Annotated in this window: 11 protein-coding genes; 3 read left to right on the forward strand and 8 right to left on the reverse strand. The window is 69.2% G+C overall.

Annotated elements, in window-relative coordinates:
* Nucleotides 1-53 precede the first annotated feature (53 nt).
* Nucleotides 54-1103 carry an LLM class flavin-dependent oxidoreductase gene (locus AB0I12_RS22380; protein WP_359932852.1) on the reverse strand — a complete coding sequence of 350 codons (1050 nt, stop codon included), beginning with the start codon at nt 1101-1103 and terminating at the stop codon, nt 54-56.
* A gap of 231 nt (nt 1104-1334) precedes the next feature.
* Here AB0I12_RS22380 and AB0I12_RS22385 point away from each other — a divergent pair, with 231 nt between their 5' ends.
* The gene (locus AB0I12_RS22385; RefSeq protein ID WP_359932855.1) at nt 1335-3206 is read left to right on the forward strand and encodes a glycoside hydrolase family 76 protein; all 1872 of its coding nucleotides are present in this window, start codon (nt 1335-1337) and stop codon (nt 3204-3206) included.
* A gap of 1 nt (nt 3207) precedes the next feature.
* On the opposite strand, the gene AB0I12_RS22390 is transcribed toward AB0I12_RS22385, so the two are convergent.
* Both AB0I12_RS22390 and AB0I12_RS22395 read right to left on the reverse strand, forming a co-directional pair.
* The gene (locus tag AB0I12_RS22390) at nt 3208-3984 is read right to left on the reverse strand and encodes an SDR family NAD(P)-dependent oxidoreductase (RefSeq protein ID WP_359932858.1); all 777 of its coding nucleotides are present in this window, start codon (nt 3982-3984) and stop codon (nt 3208-3210) included.
* 118 nt (nt 3985-4102) lie between these two features.
* Nucleotides 4103-5116, reverse strand: coding sequence for an aldo/keto reductase (locus AB0I12_RS22395; protein ID WP_359932860.1), 1014 nt, complete (start codon nt 5114-5116; stop codon nt 4103-4105).
* 113 nt (nt 5117-5229) lie between these two features.
* Here AB0I12_RS22395 and AB0I12_RS22400 point away from each other — a divergent pair, with 113 nt between their 5' ends.
* Nucleotides 5230-6060 (forward strand): helix-turn-helix transcriptional regulator, encoded by an 831-nt coding sequence (locus tag AB0I12_RS22400; RefSeq protein WP_359932863.1) that lies wholly within the window; start codon nt 5230-5232, stop codon nt 6058-6060.
* Nucleotides 6061-6077: 17 nt separating this feature from the next.
* On the opposite strand, the gene AB0I12_RS22405 is transcribed toward AB0I12_RS22400, so the two are convergent.
* On the reverse strand, nt 6078-6893 hold the full coding sequence (locus tag AB0I12_RS22405; protein WP_359932866.1) for a class II glutamine amidotransferase: 816 nt from the start codon (nt 6891-6893) through the stop codon (nt 6078-6080).
* 183 nt (nt 6894-7076) lie between these two features.
* The gene (glnA, locus tag AB0I12_RS22410; protein ID WP_359932869.1) at nt 7077-8501 is read right to left on the reverse strand and encodes a type I glutamate--ammonia ligase; all 1425 of its coding nucleotides are present in this window, start codon (nt 8499-8501) and stop codon (nt 7077-7079) included.
* Between the two features lie 189 nt (nt 8502-8690).
* Between glnA and AB0I12_RS22415 the strand changes: the two genes are divergently transcribed.
* Nucleotides 8691-9152: an RDD family protein gene (locus AB0I12_RS22415; protein WP_359932872.1), complete on the forward strand. Its 462-nt coding sequence runs from the start codon at nt 8691-8693 to the stop codon at nt 9150-9152.
* Here the strand turns inward: AB0I12_RS22415 and AB0I12_RS22420 are convergent.
* The 3 genes from AB0I12_RS22420 to lipA all read right to left on the reverse strand — a co-directional run bounded on the left by AB0I12_RS22420 (nt 9149) and on the right by lipA (nt 12196).
* Entirely contained in the window at nt 9149-10438 is a 1290-nt protein-coding gene (locus tag AB0I12_RS22420) for a cyclopropane-fatty-acyl-phospholipid synthase family protein (protein ID WP_359932875.1), read from the reverse strand. The genes AB0I12_RS22415 and AB0I12_RS22420 overlap by 4 nt on opposite strands.
* A gap of 112 nt (nt 10439-10550) precedes the next feature.
* Entirely contained in the window at nt 10551-11246 is a 696-nt protein-coding gene (locus AB0I12_RS22425) for a DUF4191 domain-containing protein (protein WP_355688567.1), read from the reverse strand.
* 11 nt (nt 11247-11257) lie between these two features.
* Nucleotides 11258-12196 carry a lipoyl synthase gene (lipA, locus tag AB0I12_RS22430; RefSeq protein WP_355688566.1) on the reverse strand — a complete coding sequence of 313 codons (939 nt, stop codon included), beginning with the start codon at nt 12194-12196 and terminating at the stop codon, nt 11258-11260.
* Nucleotides 12197-12228 lie beyond the last annotated feature (32 nt).

Below are 12228 nucleotides of genomic sequence, written 5' to 3' on the forward strand. Positions count from 1 at the left end.
CGGCACGCACCCGTCAAGCGATGGAGCACATCCTTTCAGCCCGGGGGACCATCTCAGGCGAGCAGCGGCAGCAGTTGGTCGCCGATGCGGGCGGTTTCCTCGCGGTACGGGGTGTCGGAGAGGATGAAGTGGGTGATGCCGAGGTCGCGGTATCTGCGCAGGGACTTGGCGACGTCGTCGGGGGAGCCGACGAGCCACGTGGTGCCGGCGCCGCCGCCGCCGTACTTGGCCGGGGCGGTGTAGAGGTTGTCGTCGAGGACCTCGCCGCGTTCGGTCAGGTCGAGGAGGCGTTGCTGGCCGACCGCCTTGAACCAGCGGCGGTCCCGCGAGCCCTGCTTCTCGGCCATCTCGGCGACCTTCGCCTCGGCGTCGGCCCAGGCCTGATCGGTCGTGTCCCGAACCAGCGTCGTGATGCGCAACCCGAACTCGAGCGGCGCATGCTCGCGACCGAGCTCCTGCTCCAGTGAGCGCAGCCGGGCGATCCGCCCGGCGACGCCGTCCAGCGGCTCGCCCCAGAACAGCTGGACGTCGGCCTCCGTCGCGGCGACCCGTTGCGCCGCGTCCGACGCGCCGCCGAAGTACAGCCGGGGATGCGGCCGCCCTTCCCGTACGACGGGCCGCGTCGCGACCGTCGAGCCGGTGACGGAGAAGTACTCGCCGGTGAACGTCACGTCCTGTTCGGTCCACAACCGCCGGACCAGTTGGAGGAACTCCTTGGTCCGGGCGTACCGTTGCGGCTGGTCGCCCTCACTGTCGCCGTACGCCGCGAGATTGTCCTGGCCGGAGACGATGTTGATCAGCAGCCGCCCGCCGGTGAGCTGGTCGAGCGTGCTCGCCGCGGACGCGAAATGCGCGGGATGCCAGTATCCGGGCCGGATCGCGGCCAGCGGCTGGAACGTCGTGGTCCGCGCGGCGAGTGCGGTCGCGACGGTGAACGTGTCCGGCCGGCCCCACCCGGTGCCGATCAGCGCACCCGACCACCCGTGCTCCTCGGTGAGCCGGGCCAGCTCGGTCAGCCGCTCGATGCTGTTGTGTCCCTGGACGGCGTCGTCCCCACGGTGCCCGGGGCCGACCTGGTTCGGGATGTACCACAGGAAGGTCATGCGAAGCAGTTTAAGTTCAGTCATTTACTAGACTTTGTGTGTCTCGCGTGCTGGTCGACACTGGAGGGGCGCGCTCGCGGCGGAGCAGCTGGACGAGATTGCCGCGATCCTGGCCTGACACTCACCATTGACATCGTTGTCTGGGGCGACGACGATACTGCCTCGAAGCTTGATGAAACGTTTCCAAACCTCGGTGCGCCGAGCCGCCACGAAGCATCTCGAGGAGAGCGCGTGAATCGTCGTGTGCAGATTCTGAAGGTACTCACGGCCGGGGCGATCCTGCTCGCCGCGGCCCTCGCCCCACAGTCCGCGGGCGCCACGGGCGCCGCCGACGGAGCGACCGCGGTCGCCCGCGCCCGGGTCGCCGCGGACCAGCTGATGAGCTCGTACGAGCCGAACAAGGCCTGGTTCCCGTCCAGCTGGTGGAACTCCGCGGTCGCGTTGCAGACCATCGGCGACTACATGCAGCGCACGGGCGACCGGCGCTACCTGGGGCAGCTGGACAACACGTTCGAGAAGGACAAGGGCGCCTTCCCGGCCGGGTACCTGTCCGGTGACCCGCTGCTCGGGAACTTCACCAGCCGCGCCATCGACGACTCCGAGTGGTGGGGCCTGACCTGGATCCAGGCGTACGACCTGACCAAGAACCGCAAGTACCTCGACATGGCGGTCACGATCGCCGAGTACGTCGAGGGCTACTGGGACCCGAGCTCGTGCGGCGGCGGCGTGTGGTGGGACGGTGAGCGCACCTACAAGAACGCCGTCACCAACGGCCTGTGGATCCGCCTCACCGCCGAGCTGCACAACCGGATGCCCGGCGACAAGCGCTGGCTCGGCCGCGCGCAAGAAGGCTGGACCTGGTTCACCGGCAGCGGCATGATCAACTCGGCCGGCCTCGTCAACGACGGCCTGCGGAGCAACTGCGAGAGCAACGGCGACACGGTCTGGAGCTACAACCAGGGCCTCGCGATCGGTGCCGGTCTGGAGCTCTACCGCGCGACCCGCGACCCGAAACTGCTGACCACGGTACGGCGGTTGGCCGACGCTGCGATCGCTCCCGGCGGACTGGTGACCGACGGGGTTCTGACCGAGGCCTGCGACGTCCCTGGCCGCACGTGCGACGACAACGGCAAGCAGTTCAAGGGCATCTTCATGCGCTACTGGATGGATCTCGCGGATACCACGCGCGACCGTCGCTACACCGACTTCGTGGCACAGCAGGCCGCCACGGTCTGGAACAACGACCGCGACGCCTCCGACCGGCTGGGTGAGCGGTGGTCCGGCGCGACCCCGAACGTCTTCGACTGGCGGACCCAGGCCAGTGCGCTGAGCGCCCTGCTCGCCGCCGTACCGGCCACGCCGCCGACGCGGTCGTTGTCCGCGACGACCGATCCCGCCCTGCCCGTGGTGATGCCTGCCACCGGCAGCGGGACGCACGTGAAGGTCAAGGTCGACGTCCAAGCCACCGGCCCGGTCGGCGACCAGCTCCAGGCCGTCGTCCAGGCGACCGCTCCGTCCGGCTGGACGGTAACGCCGGCTCGTTCCACCGTGACGCTGCGGACGCGCGGCAACGCCGTGCCGGTGCAGACGTCGGTCGAGCTCGACGTCACGATCCCCGCGGGGACGGCCGACGGTCTGCATTCGGTGACCGCGACGGTGACGTCCGGATCCCAGCTGTCGTACAGCACCCGGTCCGACATCTTGATCGCACACACCGCCGACTTCGACACCGGTACGGCGGCCGAGACCCCGTGGCTGTGGGACGCCGATGGGTCGCAGAGCAACGGAGTCCAGAACCGGTTCGCCGATGGGCACTCGTACTTCGTCTACCGGTTCCCGTTCCCGTCCGACGCGACGTCGGCGTCCGTGGCGCTGACCATCGACAACCAGTTCGTCGTCCAGGTCAGCGGCGACGGGCAGAACTGGACCACGGTGGCGACCGAGACGACCCCGTACCACGACGGCGAGAACAAGGCCGTCCGGACCTTCGACCTGACGCCGCACCTCGGCGCCGACAAGGCCGGGTACGTACGCATCTCGGACTCGTTCCCGGACGACGGCTGGGGCGGCCGCGTCTACCACGTGACGGCGGCGTACAACTGATTCAGTCTCGGTAGCGAGTCGCCACCTGCGGGCTCTGGCCGCCGAACGCGGCCAGGTCCGCGGCGAACACGGTCTCCAGGAGGCTCACGTCCTCGACTCCCGGAGCCGTGACCGTCTCGCCGAGCTCCAGGCCGCGGAGGCTCGCCGTGACGACGTCCTCGGCGCTCATCCGTGGGATCGCGCTGAGGTCCAGGCCCTGACGCGTGTGGAACTCGGTGGCGACGACACCGGGAAGCAGCGCCTGCACCGCGACGCCGGTGCCTTCCAGCTCCGCGCTCAGCGTCTGGGAGAAGGCGAGCAGGTCCGCGAGCGCGCCGGCGTACACGGCGCGCCGCGGCATCACGGTGCTCGGCGCCGGTCCGCTGAACGCGATCATCCCGCCCACGTTGACGATCGCTCCGCTGCCGCGCTGCTGCATCCCGCCGACCACGGCCCGGGTCAGCAGGGTGGGAGCGAGAACCTTGACCATCACCAGCTCCGCCGCCTTGTCCGCGGGCAGCTCGGCGAGCGGCATGTAGTGCGCGACGCCGGCGTTGTTCACCAGCAGGTCGACGGGTTCGGCGGCGGCCAGGTCGGCGACCGCCCGGATGCCGTCGAGGGTCGAGAGGTCGGCGGCCACCGGCGAGATCTTCACGTCCGGCCGGGCCTCGACGAGCTGGTCGAGACGGTCGGTGTTGCGGCCGACGGCGATCAGGTCGTAGCCGTCGGCCGCGAGACGGTCGGCGAACGCCCGGCCGATACCGGAGGTGGCTCCGGTGACGAGAGCGAGCTTGCTCATGGCAACAGTCCTTTCAGTGGTCCCACCACCGAGGATCCGCGATCGCGACCGGACCAACCAGGTCCCGCTGTCCCTGGGAGTGCCAGGACCAGGGACAGCGGGGAACCGCCGCCGGCCGCTAGGCCGCCGGCCGGTCGCCGAGGTTCCGGCGCCGCAGGCCCGCGTCGAGGATCGCGGGAGTGTTGTAGTCCATGTCGAGGCGGCCGACGTCGGTGCCCGGCGGGACGATCTTGTCGATCTGGTCGAGCACGTCGTCGCCGAGGACGACGTCGGCTCCGGCCAGCGCGTCGTCGAGGTGCTCCATCGTCCGCGGCCCGATGATCGCGGACGTGACCGCCGGGTGCGCGATCGCGAACGCCATCGCCAGATGCGTGAGTTTGAGCCCGGCGGCGTCGGCGACCGGGACCAGCTGCTCGACGGCGTCGAGGCGGCGCTGGTCGGACATGTGCCGGAACATCGCCGTCCGCCGCAGGTCCGAAGGCGCCCGCCCGGTCAGCTGCCCACCCGCGAGCGGGCTCCAGACCAGAGCACCCATCCCGTACTTCTGAACCATCGGGAGCACCTCGCGCTCGATCCCGCGGTTCAGGATCGAGTACGGCGGCTGCTCGGTGCGGAACCGTTCGAGACCGCGCCGTTCGGCCACCCACTGCGCCTCGACGATCTCGCTCGCCGGCATGGTCGACGTACCGATGGCCCGGACCTTTCCGCTGCGGATCAGGTCGGTCAGCGCGGACAGCGTCTCCTCGACGTCGGTCTCCGGATCGGGCCGGTGCATCTGGAACAGGTCGATGTAGTCGGTCCGCAACCGGCGCAGCGAGTCCTCGACGGCGGTCATGATCCAGCGCCGCGAGTTGCCGCGCTGGTTGGGGTCGTCACCCATCGGCAGATGCGACTTGGTGGCCAGGACGACGTGCTGACGGCGGCCCTTGAGCGCCTCGCCGACAATCTCCTCGGACTCGCCGTGGGAGTACATGTCGGCGGTGTCGACGAAGTTGATCCCGGCGTCGAGCGCCTTGTGGACGATCCGGACCGACTCGTCACGGTCGTCGTTGCCGACGGCACCGAACATCATCGCGCCGAGGGCGTACGGGCTGACCTTGATTCCGGTCCGGCCGAGCGTGCGGTAAAGCATGGGGTGTTCCTCCTTGGGTTGTCTCCAACCCTGGCGGCGCCGGCGGCGGGGGAGAAGGCCCACTTCATCCACGGACAGGTTGTCCCTGGATAGCGCTTGAGGCATCACGCAAGATGGAACGTGTGATCGATCGTGACGCCCTGGCCGACTTCCTCCGACGCCGCCGCGAGGTGCTGCGGCCCGCCGACGTCGGCCTCCCGGAGGGCGCACGCCGCCGTACGCCGGGACTGCGCCGCGAGGAGGTCGCGCAGCTGGCCGGGATGTCCACGGACTACTACTCGCGGCTGGAGCAGTCCCGCGGCGCGAACCCGTCGGAGCCGATCGTCGCCGGCCTGGCCCGCGCGCTGCGCTGTGACCTGGACGAGCGCGACCACCTGTACCACCTGGCCGGATTCACGCCGCCGCTGCGCCGCGCCGGGCGGCACATCAACCCCGGCCTGATCGGGCTGGTCCAGCGGCTCGACGACATCCCGGTCGCGATCACCACCGACATCGAAGAGGTGCTCTGGCAGAACCACCTGGCCGACGTCGTGCTCGGCGGCGGAGCCGGCCGGAACCTCACCTGGGCGTGGTTCACCGAACCCGGCACCCGGCGGCTGTTCCCCGAGGAGGACTGGGACGCCCATTCGGCCGCCCACGTCGCCGATCTCCGCGCCACCCACGCCCGCCGCAACGGCGACCGCGACGTCACCGAACTGGTCGACGCGCTCCTCGACCGCAGCCAGGAGTTCCGCGACCTGTGGGAGCTGCACCGGGTCGCCGTCTGCCGCCTCGCCAGCAAGCGCATCCTGCACCCCGAGGTCGGCACCCTCGACCTGACCTGCGAGCTCCTGCTCACCCCCGAGGCAGACCTCCGGATCCGGGCCTTCGTCCCGATCGAAGGCACCGAGGCCCGCGAAAAACTGGAACTGCTCCGCGTGATCGGCACCCAGTCCTTCGCCTGACGCTGCGGCGCCGGGCGTCACTGGGCAAGGAACGGTTCGTGGTGGTAGCCCGACTGGTCGAGGATCGCGACGGTCGACTCGGGGACCTCGACGAACGCGCCGGGAAGATCGTTGAGCGGCTCCGACACCACGACGTGTGCGTGCCGGCCGAAGGAGCGCAGGCGCTCCTCGGTGGGGTACATCTGCTGCAGTGTCTCGATGTCGACCGAGTGGAACAGGGTGCGGCTGCGATGCTGCGAGGAGTAGCGAAACGCCCAGATGGTCTTGCCGTCCGACACGGCGACAGTGCCCTGCACAGGAAAGGTGACTCCATGCTCGTGCCCGACTGACTCCACCATCTGCACCGCCTTCGACATGGCGCTCACCGGCTCCTGCTGCAGCCCGAGGGTCAACGCCAGATGGAAGAGCACCTCGGAGTCGGTCGTCCCCTTGATGTGGGGATACAGCGACGGATCCACTGCGAACGTGAGGTCACGCTTGACCGAACCGAAGCCGGCCAGCACGCCGTTGTGCATGAAGAGCCAGTTCGCGTACCGGAAGGGATGGCAGTTCGTCTGCTGGATCGGCGGGCCGGCCGCGGCGCGCACATGACTGAAGAACAGCGACGACTCGACCGCCCGGGTCAACTCCCTGAGGTTCTGGTCGTTCCACGCGGGCTCGATGCTGTGGAAGATCCCGGGCTCCGCACCCGGCTCCGGATCGGCCGGGTACCAACCGAACCCGAACCCGTCACCGTTCACCGTCTCCGCGCCCAACGGCGAGTCGAGCGACTGTGCGACCAGCGAATGTTGCGAGTCCAGGACCAGCCTGGACGGTCTGAGGGGTTCTCCCAAGTAGGCAAGCCATCGACACATGTCCCGAACCCCCTCATCAGTCGTCCGCCGGGACCCTCCACGATACGAAGCCGGATCGCTGTCACCCCAGAGTCCAAGGACCCACACGCCAACGCAGAACGACCCCTGAAACACGAAGAAGCCCACCCGGACGGACCGGGTGGGCTTCTCGGGAGCTACAACTCAGACGTCGTAGTACAGCTCGAACTCGTGCGGGTGCGGGCGGAGCTGGATCGGGGCGATTTCCTGCTCGCGCTTGAGGTCGATCCAGGTCTCGATCAGGTCCTCGGTGAAGACGTCGCCCTCGAGCAGGAAGGCGTGGTCGGCCTCGAGGGCGTCGATCACGGCCGGCAGCGAGGTCGGCACCTGGGCGATGCCCGCGTGCTCCTCCGGCGGCAGCTCGTACAGGTCCTTGTCGACCGGGTCGGCCGGCTCGATCTTGTTGCGGATACCGTCCAGACCGGCCAGCAGCTGGGCCGCGAAGGCCAGGTACGGGTTCGCCGACGGGTCGGGGCAGCGGAACTCGATCCGCTTCGCCTTCGGGTTCGACCCGGTGATCGGGATCCGGATGCAGGCCGAACGGTTCCGGGACGAGTAGACCAGGTTGACCGGTGCCTCGAAGCCCGGCACCAGGCGGTGGTAGGAGTTCACCGTCGGGTTGGTGAAGGCCAGCAGCGACGGGGCGTGCTTGAGCAGACCGCCGATGTACCAGCGGGCGGTGTCGGACAGGCCGCCGTACCCGGACTCGTCGTAGAACAGCGGGTCGCCGTTGCTCCACAGCGACTGGTGGCAGTGCATGCCGGAGCCGTTGTCACCGAAGATCGGCTTCGGCATGAAGGTCGCGGTCTTGCCGGCCTCCCACGCCTTGTTCTTCACGATGTACTTGAACTTCATCACGTCGTCGGCGGCCTTGAGCAGCTCGTCGAAGCGGAAGTTGATCTCCGCCTGGCCCGCCGTGCCGACCTCGTGGTGGGCGCGCTCGACGATCAGTCCGGACCGCTCCAGCGCCAGCGTGATGTCGTCGCGCAGCTCGCCGAAGTGGTCGGTCGGCGCGACCGGGAAGTAGCCACCCTTGTAGCGGACCTTGTAGCCGCGGTTGCCGCCGTCCTCAACCCGGCCGGTGTTCCAGGCGCCGGCGACGGAGTCGATCGAGTAGTGCGCGCCGTTCGCCTTGGTCTCGAACCGGACGTCGTCGAAGACGTAGAACTCGGCCTCCGGCGCGAAGAACGCGGTGTCGGCGATCCCGGTCGACTTCAGGTACTCCTGCGCCTTGCGGGCGATGTTGCGCGGGTCGCGGCTGTACGCCTCGCCGGTCAGCGGGTCGTGCACGAAGAAGTTGATCACCAGCGTCTTCGCGGTGCGGAACTCGTCGATGTACGCGCTGGTCGGGTCCGGCAGCAGCTTCATGTCGGACTCGTGGATCTGCTGGAAACCGCGGACCGACGAACCGTCGAACGCCAGGCCGTCCTCGAAGACCTCGGGCCCGAAGGACGACACCGGGACGGTGAAGTGCTGCATGATGCCCGGCAGGTCGCAGAACCGGACGTCGACGATCTCGACGCCCTCGTTCTTGACGTAGGCGAGGAGCTCCTCAGCGCTGGAAAACATACGTACTCCTAGGGTGGCTCAGAGATTGCATCTGAACGTAGGGCCCGCCGGTTTCTCCGTCATGACCCTGATGTTTCGCGGATGTTACGCCCAGCGTGTCCGCGCTGACCCACTGGTGTACGGCGGTTACGGCGTGAGATATCGCGGCCCGCGTGGGACCGCTCACGACGTGTCCGTAGGCTAGACATCATGGCATCATCCCCGGCGGCCGCAACCGGGCCCACCGAAGAATTCCGTTACCCGGGCAATCGGCTGGGTCTGCCCGAGGACGGCCCGGCCTCGGCGGCGACCTGGGGCCGCCGGGTGCTCGCGCTGCTCATCGACTGGCTGATCGCGGCCCTGATCACGTCCGTGATCACCGCCCGCCCGATCTGGGACGGCGGCCCGAACTACGGCTCGATCAACACGGCGGTCTTCTTCGGGACGACCGCGATCCTGACCGGTCTGCTCGGCTGCACGATCGGCCACCGGATCTGCGGGCTGCAGGTGCGCCCGGTCCGCGCCGGCAAGACGTTCGTCGCCCCGCCCGGACTGCTGGCCGGGATCGTCCGGTCGCTGCTGATCTGCCTGGTCATCCCCGCGGTGGTCTTCGACCGCGACCGGCGCGGCCTGCACGACCTCGCCGCGAAGACGATCGTCGTACGCCGCTAGCGCCGCGTCAGCAGCAGTTGGACGTCGTCCAGGTAGCCGGTCCGGAACCCGGCCTCGGAGTAGGCGAGATAGAACTCCCACATCCGCCGGAACGTGTCGTCGAAGCCGAGCGCCGCGATCGCCGGCCAGCGCTCGATGAACCGGTTCCGCCAGATCCGCAGGGTGCGCGCGTAGTCGGCGCCGAGATGCCGGATCACCTCGGCGCGCAGGCCGGTGTGCTGGGCGGTGACGTCCTCGATCACCTTGATCGACGGGATCAGGCCGCCGGGGAAGATGTACTTCTGCACCCAGGTGAAGGTGTTCCGGGTGGCGAGCATCCGCTCGTGCGGCATCACGATCGCCTGGACGACGCCGACGCCGCCGGGCGCGAGCCGGCGCTCGATCGCGTCGAAGTAGACCGGCCAGTACTTCTCGCCGACCGCCTCGATCATCTCCACGCTCAGCACGGCGTCGAACTCGCCGATCTGGTCGCGGTAGTCACGCAGCGCGACCTGCACCCGGTCCCCGACGCCCGCGTCGGCGATCCGGCGCTGCGCCAGCAACGCCTGCTGGGCGGCGATCGTGATCGCCGTCACCCACGCGCCGCGCTGGGCCGCGCGGATCGCCAGGCTCGCCCAGCCGCACCCGATGTCGAGCACCCGGGACCCGGACCGCACCCCGGCGGCGTCGAGGATCGCGTCCAGCTTGCGAAGTTGCGCGTCGGTGAGTTCGTCGTACGACGCGGTGGCCAGGTCGGCTGTCGCGTCGGGGAAGTACGCCGCCGAGTAGGTCAGCGTCGGATCCAGGAACTCCGAGAACATCGCGTTGCTGAGGTCGTAGTGCCGGCTGATGTTCTCGCGGGCGCCGGCGCGGTCGTTGTCCTGCTCGCCCGGCTGGGACTTCGTGACCAGCCAGCGCAGGGACTGCGCCCACTTCGGCAGCAGGTGCCGGGTCTCCTCGTTGCTGAACCGCTCGGCGAACGGGACGAGCAGATCGGCCAGGTCGGTGCCCGGCTCCGGGTCCCAGTCGCCGGCCAGGTACGCCTCGCCGAACCCGGATCCGGCGTCCTGCCCGAGCCGGTCCAGGAACGCCGCCGTCCGGTGCACGCGCATCGACGGGCCGCCGAGACCGTAGGAACGGTTGCTGTCCAGGTGGATCGTGGCCGGCAGGTCCTTGGCGACCATCCGGATCGCCGTCGCCGCGCCGTACCGACGGACCGGATTGGAGCGCGGCCGGGCCAGCGTCGGCCAGGTCTCGGCCACCGGCTCGTGCACGGCACGCTGCGCACGCGGCATCAGATCCGTCATTTCAGCTGTTCCCCTGTAATCCGTCCTGGTCGCACCCTAAGGGCAACCAGCCTCCCCACGGCGCATCTCTGAACAGATCAACTGCCGAGCATGCAGCTTGGTTACCTTGTGGTCACCGTCCGCGCATCGCCTGGCGGGCGCCCTTCAGGCTGGTCGGGACCGGGCCCTTGGGCATCGGCACCTGCGGCCGGACCGCGTCCAGCGCCTTCAGCCGCTGCAGCAGGTCGGTGATCTCGGAAGGCTGCAGGACCGCCGGCAGCTTCATGACGTACTTGGTCAGCTTGCGGATGTCGATCTCGCCCTCGCCCTGACCGGCGACGATCTGCGTGACCGGGGCGCCGCCGGCCACCCGGTTGTGCTTCTTGGCCTCGGCCGCGAGCAGGTTCTTCACCCGGCTCGGCTGACCCTCGCCGACCAGGATGATGCCCGGTCGGCCGACCACCCGGTGGACGATGTCGGAGTTCTTGGTGACCGCGACGGCCGGGGCCACGTTCCAGCCGCGGCGCAGCGTCTGCAGCGCGGAGGCGGCCGCACCGGCCTGGCCCTCGATCTGGCTGTACGCCGCCTTCTCGACCTTGCGGCCGAAGACGATGGTCGCGGCCAGGAAGCCCAGCGCGACACCGAGCGGGATCCACACCAGCAGCGGCCCGACCAGGAACCCGCCGAGCACGGCGAGCCCGACGATGCCGAGGAAGATCCCGGCCAGCACCAGGCCGACGAGCGGCTCGGACTTCTTGGTCAGCTGGTACGCCGACCGGATCTGCTTCAGCCGGCTGGTCTTCTCTTCGGGCGCGTCGTTCTTGGCCATCTCTACCTGCTCTACCTGTCCTGGTTGTTCATACGTGACTCAACGGCCTGACGGTACAGCCGCCCGGCACGGTACGAGGACCGTACCAGCGGACCGGACATGACCCCGGCGAAACCGATCTCCTGCGCCTCGGCGTCCAGCTCCACGAACTCCTCGGGCCGCACCCAGCGCTCGACCGGGTGGTGCCGCACCGACGGCCGCAGGTACTGCGTGATCGTGATGATCTCGCAGCCGGCCGCGTGCAGGTCCTTCAGCGCCTGGCTGACCTCGTCGCGGGTCTCGCCCATGCCGAGGATCAGGTTCGACTTGGTGACCAGCCCGTAGTCGCGGGCCTGGGTGATGACGTCCAGCGAGCGCTCGTAGCGGAACCCGGGGCGGATCCGGCGGAAGATCCGCGGCACCGTCTCGACGTTGTGCGCGAACACCTCCGGCCGGGACGAGAACACCTCGGCGAGCTGCTCGGGGACGGCGTTGAAGTCCGGCGCGAGCATCTCCACGCCGGTGCCCGGGTTCAGCTCGTGGATCTGGCGGATCGTCTCGGCGTACAGCCAGGCGCCGCCGTCGTCCAGGTCGTCGCGGGCGACGCCGGTCACGGTCGCGTACCGCAGGCCCATGGTGCGCACCGACTCGGCCACGCGGCGCGGCTCGTCGCGGTCCAGCGCCTCCGGCTTGCCGGTGTCGATCTGGCAGAAGTCACAGCGCCGGGTGCACTGGTCGCCGCCGATCAGGAAGGTCGCCTCGCGGTCCTCCCAGCACTCGAAGATGTTCGGGCAGCCGGCTTCCTGGCACACCGTGTGCAGCTGCTCGGACTTCACGAGCTTCTGCAAAGCCTGGTACTCCGGGCCCATCTTGGCGCGGGTCTTGATCCACTCGGGTTTGCGCTCGATCGGGGTCTCCGCGTTGCGCACCTCGAGCCTGAGCAGTTTCCGTCCTTCTGGGGCGATGGTCACGCCCTCCAGGGTACGCGTCCCGGATCGGGCGC

This window comes from Kribbella sp. NPDC050459 (assembly GCF_040655315.1).
Classification (GTDB): domain Bacteria; phylum Actinomycetota; class Actinomycetes; order Propionibacteriales; family Kribbellaceae; genus Kribbella.